The 16,941-nt window shown below is 47.3% G+C and carries 19 protein-coding genes; 9 read left to right on the plus strand and 10 right to left on the minus strand.

The genetic code is table 11. The annotated features are described in order from the left end of the window. The first annotated feature begins 161 nt into the window (after positions 1-161). Positions 162-710 carry a gamma carbonic anhydrase family protein gene (locus R7E29_RS04100; RefSeq protein ID WP_213904091.1) on the plus strand — a complete coding sequence of 183 codons (549 nt, stop codon included), beginning with the start codon at positions 162-164 and terminating at the stop codon, positions 708-710. Positions 711-717: 7 nt separating this feature from the next. Here R7E29_RS04100 and R7E29_RS04105 read toward each other — a convergent pair whose 3' ends face one another. The 4 genes from R7E29_RS04105 to R7E29_RS04120 all read right to left on the minus strand — a co-directional run bounded on the left by R7E29_RS04105 (position 718) and on the right by R7E29_RS04120 (position 3,442). Further along, positions 718-981 (minus strand): DUF1488 domain-containing protein, encoded by a 264-nt coding sequence (locus tag R7E29_RS04105; protein WP_005379090.1) that lies wholly within the window; start codon positions 979-981, stop codon positions 718-720. Positions 982-984: 3 nt separating this feature from the next. Then, on the minus strand, positions 985-1,818 hold the full coding sequence (gene aroE, locus R7E29_RS04110; RefSeq protein ID WP_171345092.1) for a shikimate dehydrogenase: 834 nt from the start codon (positions 1,816-1,818) through the stop codon (positions 985-987). 101 nt (positions 1,819-1,919) lie between these two features. After that, entirely contained in the window at positions 1,920-2,837 is a 918-nt protein-coding gene (gene hemF / locus R7E29_RS04115; protein WP_047104448.1) for an oxygen-dependent coproporphyrinogen oxidase, read from the minus strand. 47 nt (positions 2,838-2,884) lie between these two features. Continuing rightward, positions 2,885-3,442 (minus strand): L-threonylcarbamoyladenylate synthase, encoded by a 558-nt coding sequence (locus R7E29_RS04120; protein WP_005379084.1) that lies wholly within the window; start codon positions 3,440-3,442, stop codon positions 2,885-2,887. Between the two features lie 199 nt (positions 3,443-3,641). On the opposite strand from R7E29_RS04120, the gene purE reads away from it, so the two are divergent. Together purE and R7E29_RS04130 are read left to right on the plus strand one after the other, a co-directional pair. After that, entirely contained in the window at positions 3,642-4,127 is a 486-nt protein-coding gene (gene purE, locus R7E29_RS04125; RefSeq protein WP_005379082.1) for a 5-(carboxyamino)imidazole ribonucleotide mutase, read from the plus strand. Positions 4,128-4,131: 4 nt separating this feature from the next. Continuing rightward, a complete protein-coding gene (locus R7E29_RS04130) occupies positions 4,132-5,265 on the plus strand; it encodes a 5-(carboxyamino)imidazole ribonucleotide synthase (RefSeq protein WP_104975714.1) in 1,134 nt (377 codons plus the stop codon). 66 nt (positions 5,266-5,331) lie between these two features. Here the strand turns inward: R7E29_RS04130 and R7E29_RS04135 are convergent, their stop codons facing one another. The 4 genes from R7E29_RS04135 to R7E29_RS04150 form a co-directional block, all read right to left on the minus strand. Further along, a complete protein-coding gene (locus tag R7E29_RS04135) occupies positions 5,332-5,901 on the minus strand; it encodes a type I DNA topoisomerase (RefSeq protein WP_213906779.1) in 570 nt (189 codons plus the stop codon). A gap of 76 nt (positions 5,902-5,977) precedes the next feature. Then, positions 5,978-6,457, minus strand: a complete 480-nt coding sequence (locus R7E29_RS04140) for a DUF494 family protein (protein ID WP_005379074.1) — start codon at positions 6,455-6,457, stop codon at positions 5,978-5,980. A gap of 2 nt (positions 6,458-6,459) precedes the next feature. After that, a complete protein-coding gene (gene dprA, locus R7E29_RS04145) occupies positions 6,460-7,569 on the minus strand; it encodes a DNA-processing protein DprA (protein WP_213906780.1) in 1,110 nt (369 codons plus the stop codon). Beyond that, entirely contained in the window at positions 7,553-8,647 is a 1,095-nt protein-coding gene (locus tag R7E29_RS04150; protein WP_213906781.1) for a LysM peptidoglycan-binding domain-containing protein, read from the minus strand. The genes dprA and R7E29_RS04150 overlap by 17 nt, the downstream gene beginning before the upstream one ends. 138 nt (positions 8,648-8,785) lie before the next feature. Between R7E29_RS04150 and def the strand changes: the two genes are divergently transcribed. From def to R7E29_RS04180, 6 genes are all read left to right on the plus strand, one after another. Continuing rightward, positions 8,786-9,304: a peptide deformylase gene (gene def, locus R7E29_RS04155; RefSeq protein WP_005379068.1), complete on the plus strand. Its 519-nt coding sequence runs from the start codon at positions 8,786-8,788 to the stop codon at positions 9,302-9,304. 33 nt (positions 9,305-9,337) lie between these two features. Further along, positions 9,338-10,285: a methionyl-tRNA formyltransferase gene (gene fmt / locus R7E29_RS04160; protein WP_005379066.1), complete on the plus strand. Its 948-nt coding sequence runs from the start codon at positions 9,338-9,340 to the stop codon at positions 10,283-10,285. Positions 10,286-10,365: 80 nt separating this feature from the next. Next, positions 10,366-11,649 (plus strand): 16S rRNA (cytosine(967)-C(5))-methyltransferase RsmB, encoded by a 1,284-nt coding sequence (gene rsmB, locus R7E29_RS04165; RefSeq protein ID WP_025628789.1) that lies wholly within the window; start codon positions 10,366-10,368, stop codon positions 11,647-11,649. Between the two features lie 63 nt (positions 11,650-11,712). Further along, positions 11,713-13,089: a Trk system potassium transporter TrkA gene (gene trkA / locus R7E29_RS04170; protein WP_005379062.1), complete on the plus strand. Its 1,377-nt coding sequence runs from the start codon at positions 11,713-11,715 to the stop codon at positions 13,087-13,089. Positions 13,090-13,098: 9 nt separating this feature from the next. Then, entirely contained in the window at positions 13,099-14,544 is a 1,446-nt protein-coding gene (locus tag R7E29_RS04175; RefSeq protein WP_005386656.1) for a TrkH family potassium uptake protein, read from the plus strand. Positions 14,545-14,570: 26 nt separating this feature from the next. Beyond that, positions 14,571-15,155: a DUF3157 family protein gene (locus tag R7E29_RS04180; protein WP_054575337.1), complete on the plus strand. Its 585-nt coding sequence runs from the start codon at positions 14,571-14,573 to the stop codon at positions 15,153-15,155. A 33-nt stretch (positions 15,156-15,188) separates the two neighbouring features. On the opposite strand, the gene trhA is transcribed toward R7E29_RS04180, so the two are convergent. Together trhA and R7E29_RS04190 are read right to left on the minus strand one after the other, a co-directional pair. Beyond that, positions 15,189-15,842 (minus strand): PAQR family membrane homeostasis protein TrhA, encoded by a 654-nt coding sequence (gene trhA / locus R7E29_RS04185; protein WP_005379047.1) that lies wholly within the window; start codon positions 15,840-15,842, stop codon positions 15,189-15,191. Positions 15,843-15,912: 70 nt separating this feature from the next. Continuing rightward, the gene (locus R7E29_RS04190) at positions 15,913-16,719 is read right to left on the minus strand and encodes a sporulation protein (protein ID WP_005379045.1); all 807 of its coding nucleotides are present in this window, start codon (positions 16,717-16,719) and stop codon (positions 15,913-15,915) included. Positions 16,720-16,941 lie beyond the last annotated feature (222 nt).

Below are 16,941 nucleotides of genomic sequence, written 5' to 3' on the forward strand. Positions count from 1 at the left end.
TCAGCGAGGTGGCATTATAGAGATTGCGATCACATTGGCAAGCCCTTTTTCTCGTTTTTTTTGATTTTTTTATCGTTTGGGTGTTTTTTATTCTAAAAGGCGAGTTTTCACTACTATTCTACCTCCATACACCCTGTAATCGCCCTGAATAAGGAAAAAAGATGAGCTCAATGAGAAGCTACAAAGGTATAAAGCCTGAACTTGGTGAGCGTGTTTACGTTGACCCAACCTCTGTTTTAGTCGGTGATATCCGAATTGGCGATGATTCTAGCATTTGGCCACTGGTAGCAGCGCGAGGTGATGTAAACCACATTCACATTGGTGATCGAACGAATATTCAAGATGGCAGTGTTTTGCATGTCACCCATAAGAACGCCGAAAACCCAAACGGCTACCCATTGATTATTGGTAATGACGTTACGATTGGCCACAAAGTGATGCTGCACGGTTGTGAGATCCACGATCGTGTTTTGGTTGGTATGGGAGCTATTGTTTTAGATGCTGTTGTAATTGAGTCAGAGGTGATGATCGGAGCAGGCAGTTTAGTGCCACCTGGGAAAGTATTAGAAAGTGGCTACTTATATGTTGGAAGCCCAGTAAAACAAGCTCGCCCTCTATCAGAAAAAGAACGAGCTTTCTTGCAAAAGTCTGCCAACAACTATGTGCAGAACAAAAGCGACTACTTAAATGAAGTAAAAGACTTGAACTAAAGCCCTGTTAACCGATGATGATATGGCCTTCTTCGTTGAAGGCTTCATCTTCTATTAGCTCTTCAGCCATTTCTTCTAGGTCGAATCGGTAATCAGTAAACACTTTAATTGCCGCTTGCTCAGTTTCAATCAGTGAACCACTGAGCTTTTCTAACTTTTGTTTCGTCACAAAGCACTCTATTAGTGCGCCTGATTGTTGCGCCGAAAAGTTTACCGATTGTGATACTTCATCCCATGATTGAATATCTGGGAATAAGATGGATTGATTCATCGCTTATTGACCTTCAAGGTTCTTTCTTAGTTCTCTGAGAATTTGTTTGGCACCAGGACGTAAGCCACGCCAGAGCATAAAGCTTTCCGCAGCTTGCCCAACTAACATTCCAAGACCATCATACGCATGAGCGGCGCCATTATCTTTTGCCCATAAGTTAAAGCTCGTCACCCCTTTGCCATAAATCATGTCATAGCTTGTACTGTTAGCGGCAAAGATGGAGGATGAAATAGTCGGCAGTTCACCACTTAGAGAAGCGGATGTGGAGTTAATGATGACATCATACTCTTCATCAATACTTGCCATCTCTTTGGCGCGGATAGGACCGTGAGAGACAAACAGCTCTGCAAGCTCCTGTGCTTTACTAAAGGTACGGTTGGTAATGGTTAAAGAGGTCGGCTTTTGATCAAGTAGTGGCTTAATAACACCACGAGCTGCACCACCAGCGCCAATAATTAGGATTCGCGCGCCTTCCAATACAACCTGATGCTGAAGCAGATCTTGCACTAAACCTGCACCATCAGTGTTGTCACCGATGATTTCACCATCGTCTAACTTCTTGAGGGTATTTACCGCGCCTGCTAACTGAGCCCGTTCTGTCAATCGACTAGCAAATTGATAAGCATCTTCTTTAAATGGCATAGTGATGTTGCACCCCTTGCCACCTTCAGCAAAAAACACCTTCGCCGCGTCAATAAAACCATCAACAGGTGCACTTTCTGCGGTGTACACCAAAGATTGATTAGTTTGACGAGCAAACAAGGTGTGAATGAATGGCGACTTACTGTGTCCGATAGGATTACCAAACACGGCATAGCGATCGATTTGCTGGGTCATTTCCTTACCTTTGTTCCTTACTTAGATATAGAGAAAACAGGGCCACCTGATTACAGATGACCCTATCACTATCTATCTATATAGAAAAGGAGATTCCGTGCTTACCACTCTCGGGGCGTTAGGTATCGCTCGTAAAGTTCGGCTTCTGGCGATCCCGCTTCTGGCTCGTAGCAGTACTCCCAGCGAGCGAGCGGCGGCATTGACATCAGAATCGACTCAGTACGCCCACCACTTTGTAAACCAAATAAGGTGCCACGGTCATACACTAAGTTGAACTCTACGTAACGGCCGCGACGATATAGTTGGAATTCACGCTCACGCTCACCATACTCGATCTCTTTACGACGAGAAACGATCGGCAAATAAGCCTGGCAATAGCCTTCACCGACTGCTTTGATGTAAGCAAAACACTTATCAAATTCCCACTGGTTTAGATCATCAAAGAACAAACCGCCAACACCGCGAGTTTCATTACGATGTGGTAGGAAGAAATATTTGTCACACCATGCCTTATGCTCTTGGTAAACATCGTCACCAAATGGTGCACAAAGCTGTTTTGCAGTGTCGTGCCATGATTGGCAATCTTCTTCAAATGGGTAGAACGGCGTTAGGTCAAAACCACCACCAAACCACCAAATTGGGTCTTCGCCATCTTTTTCTGCAATAAAGAAGCGGACATTGGCGTGTGAAGTCGGTACGTAAGGGTTTTTAGGGTGAATAACCAAAGAAACACCCATCGCTTCAAAACGACGACCCGCTAGCTCTGGGCGATGCGCTGTCGCAGATGCTGGCATTTCTTTCCCTTCCACATGCGAGAAATTCACGCCTCCCTGCTCGAAAACAAGGCCATCACGCAAAACACGTGAGCGACCACCGCCACCCAGACGCTCTCCTTTTTCACGTTGCCATGCATCTTCGACAAAGACGGCCTTTCCATCTTCTTGTTCTAACTGCTGACAAATGGAATCCTGAAGTGACATCAAGAACTGCTTTACGGCGTGCTTATCGATCGCTGACATACGTTATTACCTATTACGTGAAACCTAATGATGGCTGGCTAGCAGGGTTAACCCTGTCTTAATATTTGTGAAGTTTTGGCGTCACGAATCTCGCTGGGTTTATCACGACCGCTGGTCTCGCCACGAAGAATGGCGACCAGCTTATCACCCAACTGCTCTTCGACTTCTTCCGTGGTCATACACGGTGGTAAGCCGGAAAGATTCGCGCTGGTAGAGGTTAACGGCTTTCCGAATGCATTACACATTTTTTGCACCAAAGGATGATCAGTCACACGAACCGCAATTGAATCAAACTGCCCTGAAACCCAGTTGGATACTTTATCGCTCGCTGGCATGATCCAAGTGTATGGGCCTGGCCAAGTGGCATGAACAGTCTGTAATTGTTCTTCAGTCAACTGAGATTCATCAATATAAGGCAAGAGCTGATCATAACTTGCCGCGATGAGAATCAGCCCTTTTTCTACCGGACGCTGCTTGAGCTCTAATAGCTTTTGAATTGCTTCTGGGTTATCTGGATCACATCCGACACCAAAAACCCCTTCTGTTGGATAGGCAATCACTTCGCCTTGCTTGAGTGCGTTGAGCACTTGTTCAAAGTTATCCACCGATTACTTCCTATTTGTTTGACTGTGTTGTTTTCACTAAGTGTACAAATATTCATTCTCAGACACTAAAGCAATTTTTTTATAAAATGTATCAATAGCGCCAACAACAAGACGCAAACGTTTGCTTGAGATAAAAATCCCCGTATAATGCGCACAAATTTATAGCTCACCTAATTTTTGCAGCTTAAAGGAGTTTGAGATGAAAGTCGGTATCATCATGGGTTCTAAATCCGATTGGCCAACCATGAAACTAGCAGCGGACATGCTAGACCAATTTGGCGTGCCTTACGAAACAAAAGTCGTGTCAGCACACCGAACTCCTCAATTACTGGCTGACTACGCCAGTGGCGCAAAAGAACGCGGCATCAAAGTTATCATCGCAGGCGCAGGTGGTGCAGCCCACCTACCAGGTATGGCGGCGGCGTTTACTAGTTTGCCTGTGCTTGGGGTTCCCGTTCAGTCTCGTGCACTGAAAGGTATGGATTCACTGCTTTCTATTGTACAGATGCCAAAGGGAATTGCGGTTGGTACATTGGCGATTGGCGAAGCGGGCGCAGCAAACGCCGGTATCCTAGCAGCGCAAATCCTAGGCACTCATGATGAAAACATCATGGCGAAGGTAGAAGCATTCCGTAATGAGCAAACGGAAACAGTTCTCGCAAATCCAAACCCTGCAGAGGATTAATCAGATGCATGTACTGGTTCTTGGTGCGGGTCAGTTGGCTCGTATGATGTCTCTGGCTGGTGCGCCACTGAATATTCAAATTTCAGCTTACGATGTCAGCAGCGGTGATGTCGTTCACCCTTTAACTCAACAGGTACTTGGCCATGGCTTGGAAAATGCGATTACGCAAGTTGACGTGATTACTGCCGAGTTCGAGCATATTCCACATGACGTGCTCAAGGTTTGCGAAGCGAGCGGCAAGTTCCTACCAAGTACGCAAGCCATCAAAGCAGGTGGTGATCGCCGTATTGAAAAAGCACTGCTTGATGATGCTGGCGTGCGCAACGCGAAATACTACGTCATTGAAACTCGTGAAGACTTTGAGCGCGCAATTGAACACGTTGGTATGCCAATGGTTCTGAAAAGTGCATTAGGTGGTTACGATGGTAAAGGCCAATGGCGCTTAAAAGAAGCTTCTCAAGTCGACGACATTTGGACTGAGATGGCAGAGTGCATCGCGGCAACACCAACTCAAGCGATTGTTGCTGAAGAGTTTGTTCCTTTTAACCGCGAAGTATCACTGGTTGGTGCTCGAAGCAAAGATGGCAGTGTGGAAGTGTATCCTCTGGCAGAGAACGTCCACACCAACGGTGTATTGAGCCTTTCTACTGCGATTGATGCGCCAGGGTTACAGGAACAAGCAAAGCAAATGTTCACGGCAGTCGCAGATAGCCTAGATTACGTTGGCGTATTAGCGCTTGAGTTCTTTGATGTCGATGGGGCACTTTTAGTGAATGAGATTGCTCCACGCGTGCACAACTCTGGTCACTGGACACAGCAAGGTGCAGAAACGTGTCAGTTTGAAAACCATCTGCGCGCAGTGTGCGGCTTGCCATTAGGTAGTACGAAATTGGTTCGTGAAACCTCAATGATCAATATTCTTGGTGAAGACACACTACCAGAAGCATTGTTATCAATGGATGGTTGCCACCTTCATTGGTATGGCAAAGAGAAACGTGCAGGTCGCAAGATGGGACACATCAACGTGTGTGGCGACTACCCAGGAGAATTGCACCGTAGGTTGTGCGCTCTGGCAGACATCTTAGACCCAATAGCTTTCCCAGCCGTGCAAGCGTTCGCTAAACAGCCTCAACACTAACGTTTGGCAGCAAAAAAATAAAAAAAGGGTCGCACGATGCGACCCTTTTTAATTCCTTTGATGTATTTACCCTTGCTGGGTGTGCTGGCACTTACGGTTGGCACATTGCAATTTCACACCACTGGCAAGTTTCTTCTCCACCAACAGAGTAAAACCACACTCTTCGCATCGCCCCTTGACCGGAGCAAGGTTCACAGCAAATTTGCATTTAGGGTAGTTGTCACATGCGTAGAAGGTTTTACCAAAACGCGTCTTACGTTCAACTAAATGACCTTTACCGCATTCAGGACACGCTTGGTGCTCTTGCGACTGTTTTTCTGGCTCTGGTTGATTAATCGACTCAATATGATGGCACGCCGGATAGTTACTGCAACCAACAAACATCCCATAACGCCCTTGGCGTAATACCAACTCGTTACCACAATCTGGACAAGGCACACCCAACTCTTTCACGATGTGACCATCATTGCTGTGTAGCGGTTTAATGTAATCACAGCTTGGGTAATGGTTACAGCCGAGAAATGGGCCATGTTTTCCGTGCTTGAGAGTCAGCTCACCACCACATTTTGGACACGGCTCGTGCTCCAAAGCGTGTTCATGGGCAGAGAAAAGGGTGTTGTCGATTTTACTACTCATACTTACCGTTTCGTGAAAAACACACAAAAAGACAAGCTCGCGTTTATTCTAGCTAAACTCGAACTTGCCCAGATGGTTAGTGAAGAATCCCTTGTTCCTTGGTGTACAACAGCTCTTCCATTAGCGTGTAAGCGTTTTCGTTACCAGGCACATTGAACAGCACCATCAGAATGATCCATTTGAGATCTTCAAGCTCAAACTCACTCGTTTCTAATCCCATCACTCGGTCAATCACCATTTCGCGAGTTTCTGTGGTTAACACATTGATTTGCTCGAGAAACAATAGAAATCCTCGGCATTCCAAATCTAAACGCTGCATCTCTTTCGCTGTGTAGATACGAGTTGATGACGAAGCCATGCAAGTCGAGATTGCAGAAGAGGTGTCACTTTGCTGCAATGCGGCAAGCTCTTCTAACCAGACAAGGGCTTTGTAGATATCTTTTTGTTGGAAGCCTGCACGAAGCAACTCTTCTTCCAACTCGTCTTGTTCGACCTGTAACTCTGCATCGCTATGGATGTAGGTTTCGAATAGATACATCAGTATATCCATCATCATAGCTAGCCCCTCCCCTTTCGAATATAGCCACCTGAAACCGCAACGACATGCCCAGAGAGTTCTAACTCTAAGAGCTGCATCATGACTTCTTGGACAGGTATATTGGTCCTGTTTGCAAGAATATCAACCGGTGTAGCTTCACTTCCTACGTTAGCTAACAGCTGAGGAAATGGCAATTCTTCTTCATCATTTAACGTAGAAAATAAATCGGTACTCTGATGAATAGACCAATCAAGCAAGGACTGTATTTCATCTAAGACATCTTTCGTCTTTTCTACGAGGCAAGCGCCATGACGTATCAACTGGTTTCCACCGCAGGCATTGGGGGCATTGATTGACGCTGGCAGCGCAAATACTTCTCGACCTTGCTCAAGCGCGTAACGAGCTGTAATTAACGAGCCGCTCTTTTTCGCCGCCTCGACGACCAGTACACCAAGCGATAATCCACTAATAATACGATTACGACGCGGGAAGTTTTCTGGGCGCGGCTTGGCATTAGGCCGAAACTCAGACACCAAAGCCCCATGTTCAATAACACGTTGCGCTAAACCACGATGACGTGCCGGATAAATATTTGCTAAGCCAGATCCTAGCACCGCAATCGTCTTACCACCCGCTTGCAACGCACCATCATGCGCATGACCATCAATGCCTAAAGCGAGACCACTGGTGACAATAAAATCGTGCTGAACAAACTCTGCAGCAAACTGACGTGCATGCTGTAATCCATCAATACTCGCATTTCGGCTGCCAACCATCGCGATTTGTGGCTGAGAGAGACAAGTAGGGTTTCCTTGAACAAAAAGTAGAGGTGGCGGTGCAACGATTTGTTTGAGTTGAGGTGGATAACGCGGGTCAGTCAGTGTCAGGATATGATGATTTGTAGAAGCCTCAAGCCAGCTTAAACAAGCATCGACTTCTTTATCTGTTGAAGCCCAAGCTTGAATTTGCTTAGTTGTTAACCCAAGTTGTTGTAGCTGTTCAGGAGAGAAGTTTACGATGTTACGTGGCGTGTCTCTTGCCAGTAGCTTATTCATTTTGACGCCGCCAATGCCTGGTAAACAACTCAGTTTTAACCAGGCAGCGAGATCATCGTTATTTCGTCGATTCATCGATGGTTAATTCGTCCGCCAACGGTGACACCACCGAAATATCTTGGTTAATGGGTTTAGTACTGTTAGTGATCAGTGCCAAGCTAAAGTACTCATAAGGACGAATGACCAGCAACTCACCAACTTTGCTTTGAGGCAAAGTAATTTTCTTATCAAGCACGCCAAACTCTTTCTTGAACTCATCGCCGTCTTTGTAAACTGGGTGCGCGTCTTCTTTTAAATCAAACACACTGCCTTGCTTCAGATTGTCTGACGTGCCTTTATCAATCACCACGACTTGGTTAGTTGAACTAAAGCGAATGCCTTCGATATTACCTAGCAACTTTGCAGAATTGCCTTGTGGCGACGGCAGCGGATAGAACGTAGTCGTGAAGTCAGTATTCTCAACCGATTGATTTGGCAACGCGATATCGTTACGTAGGATTTCTTGCATTTGCGATGTAAGCTTCAAACCTGAATAATCACTCGAAGCTTCAACGAGCTCGCCTTTGGCAATCAAACGCAGCGCGGTAATCTCTTCGGACACATCGTCACGCGAAAAGGTAGCTACTGGTCGGTAAATAGCCCAACCTGTCGCGGTCTGATTGCCATTGATATACAGCACATCTTCTGCAGTCAGATACTTACTGCCTTTGCTGCTACCCATCACTTTTGCTGCTCTGTTCAACGAATCTTTATCTAGCAACCGATCCGATTGAAGGTAAGGCATCACCAAACCTTCCGCAACGGTTGGTACGGCTTTCTTTTCTGTGATGCGAGCTTTCGGGCTCAGCTTCTTAACCGGTTTTAGGCTCAACACGGGCTGACCGTTAATCCACACCAAAGACAGCTTGTCTCCGGGATAAATTAAATGAGGGTTATCGATTTCCGGGTTTACTTGCCATAAACGAGGCCACAACCACGGGCTATCTAAGTACATGGCCGAAATATCCCATAGCGTATCGCCCTTCACGACTACATACGTTTGTGGCGCATCATCTTTAACAGTCAGTGGGTTCGCATCCACATTTGCTACAGCGTTGAAAGAGAAAAGTAACGGCAACGTAACACTGGCAACGTTGCGGAAAATTCGATTCATGACCCTCGTCCTTGGTCTATTAAGCAGGAACCAGAATGGAAATTGGTGCAAGGATGCTGTCATTTAGGCTATAAAATGTCTAGAATTGAGCCAACAAGGTTTGTGCTGTTTCGGCACAGTTCAATATTTCGAGTGAATATGTCTGTATTACAAGTATTAACATTCCCGGATGATCGCCTGCGCACAGTCGCAAAGCCTGTTGAAGCGGTGACCCCTGAGATTCAAAAAATCGTCGATGACATGATTGAAACCATGTACGACGAAGAAGGTATTGGCCTTGCTGCAACGCAGGTTGATATCCACAAACGTATCGTAGTGATTGATATTTCAGAAACTCGCGATGAGCCGATGGTGCTAATCAACCCTGAGATTCTGGAAAAGCGTGGCGAAGATGGCATCGAAGAAGGCTGTCTGTCGGTACCAGGTGCACGCGCACTTGTGCCTCGCGCTGCAGAAGTTACCGTTAAGGCACTGGATCGTGATGGCAAAGAGTTCACCTTTGAAGCCGACGACCTGCTAGCGATTTGTGTTCAACACGAGCTTGATCACTTACAAGGTAAGCTGTTCGTGGATTACCTATCGCCACTGAAACGCAAACGCATTCAGGACAAGCTAGCGAAAATCAAACGCTTTAACGAGAAGCAGCAAAACGCTTAATCTCGAACCATACCAATTAGAAGGAAGTCTACCTTGAGTCAGTCTTTACGAATTGTCTTTGCAGGTACTCCGGATTTCGCCGCCCGTCACTTGGCGGCGTTGTTGTCTTCGGAGCATGAAGTCATCGCGGTTTACACAAACCCAGATCGTCCAGCGGGTCGTGGCAAAAAATTGGCTGCGCCACCGGTAAAACAACTGGCGCTAGAACACAATATCCCGGTTTACCAACCTGAAAGCTTTAAGTCCGACGAAGCGAAACAAGAACTTGCCGATCTGAACGCCGACCTCATGGTTGTCGTGGCGTACGGTATGCTGCTGCCACAAGCGGTTCTTGATACCCCTAAACTGGGTTGTATCAACGTACATGGTTCTATCCTACCTCGTTGGCGTGGTGCGGCTCCAATCCAACGCTCTATTTGGGCGGGCGATGCAGAAACTGGCGTGACCATCATGCAGATGGATATCGGTCTCGACACTGGTGATATGCTGAAGATTGCAACTCTGCCAATCGAAGCGACAGATACCAGCGCTTCAATGTACGAAAAATTGGCTGAGCTTGGTCCAGAAGCCCTGATTGACTGCCTAGTAGACATTGCTGCGGGTAAAGCAGTGCCAGTGAAGCAAGACGATGAGCTCGCGAACTATGCGAAAAAGCTCAGCAAAGAAGAAGCACGCATCAACTGGAACGACGATGCGGCGCACATTGAGCGCTGCGTTCGTGCATTTAACCCATGGCCAATGAGCCACTTTGAGGCGGCAGAAAACAGCATCAAAGTATGGCAAAGCCGTGTCGCAGAGCAAACCAGTGACAAGCCAGCCGGCACCATCGTGCAAGCAGATAAAACCGGTATTTATGTTGCGACAGGCAACGGCGTACTGGTGCTAGAGCAACTGCAAGTTCCTGGCAAAAAAGCCATGTCAGTTCAGGATATTCTGAATTCGCGTGCGGCTTGGTTTGAAGTGGGCACTCTGCTGGTTTAAGCCATATTAGGGGTTATCATCCCCAATAATACGAACTTTTAGAGGGCAGAGATGCCCTCCTTTACTTTAAGGTACTCATCATGAATGTTCGCGCTGCGGCTGCTAACGTCCTGTATCTTGTCGTCGACAAGGGCCACTCACTTTCAAGCGCTCTTCCAGCGGCTCAACAAACGGTACGACCTCGTGACCACGCTCTGTTACAAGAGATCTGTTACGGTGCGCTACGTTACCTCCCTCGCCTAGAAATGATCGCAAACCAGTTGATGGATAAGCCCCTCAAAGGCAAACAACGTGTATTCCATCACCTAATTCTGGTTGGTATTTACCAACTGAGCTTCATGCGTATTCCTGCGCACGCAGCAGTTGGTGAAACGGTTGAAGGCACTAAAGAGCTGAAAGGTCCTCGTCTGCGTGGTTTGATTAACGCTGTATTGCGTAACTACCAGCGCAACCAAGAAGAACTCGACCAAATGGCCGTCAGCAACAACGCTGGCAAGTACGGTCACCCAAGCTGGTTACTAAAACTGCTGCAAGAGGCCTACCCACAGCAATGGGAAAGCATTGTTGAAGCGAACAACCAAAAAGCACCAATGTGGCTGCGTGTGAACCATCAACACCACACTCGTGATGAATACCTTGCGCTGCTCAAAAATGAAAACATTGATAGCACGCCACACACAGAAGCAATGGACGCCATAAAATTGGCCGCACCATGTGACGTGATGAAGCTACCTGGTTTTGAAAAAGGTTGGGTTTCGGTCCAAGATGCGGCGGCGCAGCTCTCGATCAACTATCTAAAACCACAAGACGGCGAACTGATTTTAGATTGCTGTGCAGCGCCAGGTGGCAAGACGGCGCACATTCTAGAGCGCACGTCAGGCAGTGAAGTGGTCGCGATTGACTGCGACGACACACGCTTGAAACGTGTGCATGAAAACCTGAAGCGTCTCAACCTTCAGGCAAAAGTGGTTTGCGGTGATGCGCGTAATCCACAAGAATGGTGGCAAGGCGAGCAATTTGATCGCATTTTGCTGGATGCCCCATGTTCTGCGACTGGCGTGATTCGTCGTCATCCAGACATCAAATGGCTACGTCGTGCAGACGACATCGCCGCATTAGCAGAGCTGCAAAGTGAAATTTTTGATGCCATGTGGACGCAACTGAAGCCCGGCGGCACCATGGTTTACGCGACTTGTTCAATCACACCGCAAGAAAACGTGGAGCAAGTAAAAGCGTTTTTAGCACGTACCGCGGATGCGCAACTGCTGGATTCTGATCCCGACCAGCCTGGTCGTCAAATTCTACCAGGCGAAGAAGATATGGATGGTTTCTACTACGCAGTACTAACTAAAACACACGCGTAACAGCATGCTAAATAGGGCGATTGAAGTGATTTCAATCGCCTTTTTCAGATACGAGAAAAGAGTATGAAGATCATTATTCTTGGTGCAGGTCAGGTTGGCGGCACACTGGCAGAAAACCTAGTGGGTGAAAACAACGACATCACCATCGTCGACAATAATGCCGACCGACTGCGTGAATTGCAGGACAAATACGACCTACGTGTGGTCAATGGCCATGCGAGCCATCCAGACGTGCTACACGAAGCTGGCGCGCAAGACGCCGATATGCTCGTCGCAGTAACCAACACTGATGAAACCAACATGGCCGCCTGTCAGGTCGCGTTCACTCTATTCAATACCCCAAACCGCGTTGCGCGTATTCGCTCTCCAGAATACTTGGCAGAAAAAGAAGCCCTGTTTAAATCTGGCGCTATTCCTGTTGATCACCTTATCGCACCAGAAGAACTCGTTACGAGCTACATCGAACGTCTGATCCAATACCCAGGCGCGCTGCAAGTGGTGAGCTTTGCTGAACAGAAAGTCAGCCTAGTGGCGGTGAAAGCCTACTATGGTGGCCCGTTGGTGGGTAATGCGCTATCTGCTTTGCGTGAGCACATGCCGCACATCGATACCCGTGTGGCAGCTATTTTCCGCCAGGGTCGCCCGATTCGCCCACAAGGCACCACGATTATTGAAGCCGACGATGAAGTGTTCTTCGTTGCAGCAAGTAATCATATTCGCTCAGTGATGAGTGAGCTTCAGCGCCTAGAAAAACCGTACCGCCGCATCATGATTGTTGGCGGGGGTAACATCGGCGCAAGCTTGGCAAAACGCCTAGAGCAAACTTACAGCGTGAAGCTGATTGAGCGTAACTACCAGCGTGCAGAAAAGCTCTCTGAGCAACTAGAAAACACCATCGTGTTCTGCGGTGATGCGGCAGACCAAGAGCTTCTCTCGGAAGAGAACATCGACCAAGTCGACGTCTTCATCGCGCTGACCAACGAAGATGAAACCAACATCATGTCTGCAATGTTGGCAAAACGCATGGGCGCTAAAAAAGTGATGGTGCTGATCCAACGTGGCGCTTATGTAGACCTGGTACAAGGCGGCGTAATTGATGTAGCAATCTCACCTCAGCAAGCCACTATTTCAGCCTTGCTAACGCACGTTCGTCGCGCTGATATCGTAAACGTATCCTCACTTCGCCGCGGCGCTGCGGAAGCGATTGAAGCCGTCGCTCACGGTGATGAAAGTACATCTAAAGTGGTTGGACGTGCGATTGGAGATATAAAGCTTCCACCTGGGACCACCATTGGTGCTATCGTTCGTGGCGAAGAAGTTCTTATTGCCCACGACCGTACGGTCATCGAGCAGGATGATCATGTGGTGATGTTCCTGGTCAACAAAAAATACGTATCAGACGTCGAAGCGCTATTCCAACCGAGTCCATTTTTCCTCTAGGATTTTCCTATGGTCAACTTACGTCCCGTACTGTTTGTTATCGGGCTGGTTTTATCCAAACTGGCCCTGTTTATGTACGTGCCGACTTTGGTCGCTTTCTTTACCGGTACGGGGGGGTTCCTCGATTTCGCCCAAGCCGTTGTGATCACGCACCTTGCCGCCTTCATCTGCCTAACGATAGGTCGCACCGCCAAGTTCAAACTCAGCGTACGCGATATGTTCCTCATCACCAGTTTGGTTTGGACCATCGCGAGTGCGTTTGCCGCCTTGCCATTTGTGTTTATCAACCACATCAGCTTCACCGACGCCTACTTCGAAACGATGTCGGGTATCACCACGACGGGCTCAACGGTGCTCAGTGGCCTAGACAACATGGCGCCGAGCATCTTGCTGTGGCGCTCTATTTTACAGTGGCTTGGTGGCATTGGTTTTATCGTGATGGCGGTAGCAGTGTTACCTATGCTGAATGTCGGTGGTATGAAGCTATTCCAAACCGAATCATCAGATTGGTCGGATAAAAGTAGTCCAAGAGCGAAAACGGTCGCCAAAAACATCGTAGCGGTTTATTTGATGCTAACAGGCTTATGTATTTTGGGCTACTTGGTCACCGGCATGAACCTGTTCGAAGCAATCAACCATGCCTTTACTACGCTATCGACGGGTGGATACTCTACATCTGATGGGTCAATGAACCACTTCTCTAATGGCGCACATTGGGTGGCCACTACCTTTATGTTCTTAGGTGGTTTGCCGTTTTTGCTCTTTATCGCCGCATTACGTAAACGCCGTATTGATGTGTTGGTTAACGACGCTCAAGTTAGAGGATTTGCGTACCTGTTCGTATTCTCTAGCTTAGTGATTTCAGCTTGGCTAGTGATTCGAGATGGGTACACCATTTTGGATGCCCTGCGAGTGTCGATGTTTAATATTGTCTCTGTCGTCACCACAACTGGCTTTGGCTTAGAAGACTTCACCGCATGGGGCGCATTACCCACTACACTTTTCGCATTCTTAATGATGGCGGGAGCATGCTCAGGATCAACGTCTGGCGGGATCAAAATCTTCCGCTTCCAAATTGCAATGACGCTGCTAAACAAACAAATGATGAAGTTGATTCACCCTTCAGGGGTGTTTGTACAGCGTTATAACCAGCGACCGGTGAATGATGATATTGTTCGCTCAGTGGTGGCATTTGGCTTGATGTTTTTTATCACCATTATCTTTATCGCGGGTTGTTTAAGTGCTCTTGGCCTCGACCCTGTGACCAGTATTTCTGGCTCAATCACCGCCGTTGCCAATGTTGGCCCTGGTATGGGTAGTGTGATTGGCCCGACAGGCAACTTCGCGCCTCTGCCCGATACTGCCAAATGGCTCTTAAGCTTTGGGATGTTAATGGGCCGCTTGGAAATTCTGACTATTCTTGTACTGTTCTTTCCTGCGTTTTGGCGCCGCTAAGCAGACTCTAATTAAAAGGTATAACAATGAAAACATGGATTACTCTGGCGACCCTACTTGCCGCCTCATCCACATACGCCGCCGAGGTCATCACTTTAGCCGATGGTCGAGAAGTGAAGTTGAACGATGACTTTACCTGGGAATACGTCATGAAAAAACCGGCGCAGCAAGCGACGGAGACACAAACAACAGCAAGCGTAGTTGAAACAATCGCAGCTCCTGCGATTGCGACAATTCCAGTGGTAACGAAAACCGTTGGCACGACCGTGGTGGTAAACGCCAAAAAGCCAACCATGCAGCTATCAGATTCAGGTGTGGATGTATTGATTGGTTCAGCAAGCTATCAAAGCGGTGAGCTTGTTTTACCTACATCAATCACCAACCAAAGCTCTCAATCTGTCATTCAAGTGGAAGTTGAGGTGCAAGTGTTTGATATGTCTGGTCAGCAACTGGCAAAAGAAAACGTAACAGTTTGGCAATCCATCAAGCGCATGGCGGATACCTACCTGCGACCACAGCAAGCGGAACAAGGTAAGAGCATTAAATTGGCTGTACCGCAATCACAGCAATATCAGTTTTCTGCCAAAGTGCTAGAGGTAAAAACTCGCTAATACGTGTTTAATATTCTTTGTTGAGCCTATCGGTTAGATAGGCTCAACAAAGTAATAAATCGCAAAGAAATGGCACACGCAGCCAGCCAAAACAAAGCCGTGCCAAATCGCATGGTTAAAGGGAATGCGCTTCGCGACGTAGAAAATTACCCCTAGTGAATACACAATTCCACCAGCAGCAAGCAGTGTAAGTCCGCCGACATCCAAGTTAATAGCTAATTGATAAATCACAATCAACGATAACCATCCCATCACCAAATACGTCATCAAAGAAAGCTTTTTAAATCGATAGACGAACGCAACTTTCATGATGATGCCGATCAACGCAATGCTCCAAATAACGATCATCAACCCAAATGCTAGAGGTGTTCTTAAGCTGACTAACAAGAAAGGGGTATAGCTGCCTGCTATCAAAAGATAAATAGCACAATGGTCGAAGGTTTTTAGCCAACGTTTCGCTTTGGGATGAGGGATCGCATGATAGAGCGTCGAGGCCAAAAATAGCACGATAATACTCGCACCATAAATCGCCATACTGGTAAGCGTTAAAGTGTCAGCTTGATGGTCTATGGCTTTAACTAACAGCAGTATCAAGCCAACAATACCAAAAATCATCCCTATACCGTGGGTGATGGTATTGGCCAGTTCTTCACGTTGACTGTATTGAGGTTTCTGCAGCTCGGACATCAATGTGCCTATACTAGAGTTTGAAATTTGCTCTAGTATGGCACATTAGGCTTACACGTGTAAGCTTAAATTAAGACTCATGAACGGCAGTAGTTTGATCGAGATAATTGAGGACAAGTTCGCCAACTTGATCTGGCTTAGTCGTGGCAGGAATGGTCAGCTCTCGCTTGAGTTTGCCACTGCCCAGTAAGCTCGCGAGCATGCCACCTTGCCCCTTGCGTGTGCGGTCAACTTCAAACCACAACTTGAGCTCTTGCTCACTGCGGTGGGCAACAAATTCTAATTCGCGCCACACGCCGTGGTAAGGTCCGTCGGTTGGCACCAGTTCAAACTCTTGCACAAATGGTAGATCGAATCCTTTCACTTCCTCGCATTCCACCTGGCGAATTCGTAAACCTTGCGCTTCAAATGCAGATAGTACCGCATCCATCAGTGGATCAGGTCGAACGGTGAGGATGTCTTTATCAGTCGGATCCAAAGCAGCAGCAACGTCTAAACCAGTTTCTAACCATACTTTGGCATCACCAATGGTGACAGGCGTGTTCCAAGGCACATCGAGCTTAACATCGAAGGTACGCTCTTCGCCGGAATGGATGGTAAATGCGTAAGGGAGACTCCACTTAGCAAGCACATGAGTTTGAGGTACTCGGCGCATGCTGTGTCCTTCTCGCGCACCACGGTCATCAGGGGCTTCGGCGATGTAGCGGCAACAGAGTTTTAAATCAATGTTGTCGATCGCTTGTTCAGTCGCACCACCATATACATGGATAGACACATCCACACTTTGACCTGGGTATAGCACGTCTTGGTTTAAGATTGAGTCGACCTTCGCGCTCCCAATCCCAAAACTGGCAAGTGTCTTCTTCAAAAATGACATAGGCACCTCCTTCATCGAGATCTCATACTACTACTGCTGATCGAGGGATCAAACAAAAATTGCCTCGAACATCGCGACAAAATGACAAAATCTAAACAATTCAATTGCTCAACTATCGACCAATTATTACAAGGATGCTAATCTTACACTTGATATGCATGCATATCGGTATTCCTGACTCATTAACTGGATTGGCGAGAGCCAGAAGAGTGATTCTTCAAT

The organism is Vibrio sp. Vb1729 (genome assembly GCF_033338655.1).
GTDB classification, from domain to species: Bacteria; Pseudomonadota; Gammaproteobacteria; order Enterobacterales; family Vibrionaceae; genus Vibrio; species Vibrio alginolyticus.

What these genes read in the sequence shown, in the direction of transcription:
- R7E29_RS04100 (WP_213904091.1), top strand. Translation starts at nt 162, where the DNA reads ATGAGCTCAATGAGAAGCTACAAAGGTATAAAGCCTGAACTTGGTGAG.
- R7E29_RS04105 (WP_005379090.1), bottom strand. Translation starts at nt 981, where the DNA reads ATGAATCAATCCATCTTATTCCCAGATATTCAATCATGGGATGAAGTA.
- aroE (WP_171345092.1), bottom strand. Translation starts at nt 1,818, where the DNA reads ATGACCCAGCAAATCGATCGCTATGCCGTGTTTGGTAATCCTATCGGA.
- hemF (WP_047104448.1), bottom strand. Translation starts at nt 2,837, where the DNA reads ATGTCAGCGATCGATAAGCACGCCGTAAAGCAGTTCTTGATGTCACTT.
- purE (WP_005379082.1), top strand. Translation starts at nt 3,642, where the DNA reads ATGAAAGTCGGTATCATCATGGGTTCTAAATCCGATTGGCCAACCATG.
- R7E29_RS04130 (WP_104975714.1), top strand. Translation starts at nt 4,132, where the DNA reads ATGCATGTACTGGTTCTTGGTGCGGGTCAGTTGGCTCGTATGATGTCT.
- R7E29_RS04135 (WP_213906779.1), bottom strand. Translation starts at nt 5,901, where the DNA reads ATGAGTAGTAAAATCGACAACACCCTTTTCTCTGCCCATGAACACGCT.
- R7E29_RS04140 (WP_005379074.1), bottom strand. Translation starts at nt 6,457, where the DNA reads ATGATGATGGATATACTGATGTATCTATTCGAAACCTACATCCATAGC.
- dprA (WP_213906780.1), bottom strand. Translation starts at nt 7,569, where the DNA reads ATGAATCGACGAAATAACGATGATCTCGCTGCCTGGTTAAAACTGAGT.
- R7E29_RS04150 (WP_213906781.1), bottom strand. Translation starts at nt 8,647, where the DNA reads ATGAATCGAATTTTCCGCAACGTTGCCAGTGTTACGTTGCCGTTACTT.
- def (WP_005379068.1), top strand. Translation starts at nt 8,786, where the DNA reads ATGTCTGTATTACAAGTATTAACATTCCCGGATGATCGCCTGCGCACA.
- rsmB (WP_025628789.1), top strand. Translation starts at nt 10,366, where the DNA reads ATGAATGTTCGCGCTGCGGCTGCTAACGTCCTGTATCTTGTCGTCGAC.
- trkA (WP_005379062.1), top strand. Translation starts at nt 11,713, where the DNA reads ATGAAGATCATTATTCTTGGTGCAGGTCAGGTTGGCGGCACACTGGCA.
- R7E29_RS04175 (WP_005386656.1), top strand. Translation starts at nt 13,099, where the DNA reads ATGGTCAACTTACGTCCCGTACTGTTTGTTATCGGGCTGGTTTTATCC.
- R7E29_RS04180 (WP_054575337.1), top strand. Translation starts at nt 14,571, where the DNA reads ATGAAAACATGGATTACTCTGGCGACCCTACTTGCCGCCTCATCCACA.
- trhA (WP_005379047.1), bottom strand. Translation starts at nt 15,842, where the DNA reads ATGTCCGAGCTGCAGAAACCTCAATACAGTCAACGTGAAGAACTGGCC.
- R7E29_RS04190 (WP_005379045.1), bottom strand. Translation starts at nt 16,719, where the DNA reads ATGTCATTTTTGAAGAAGACACTTGCCAGTTTTGGGATTGGGAGCGCG.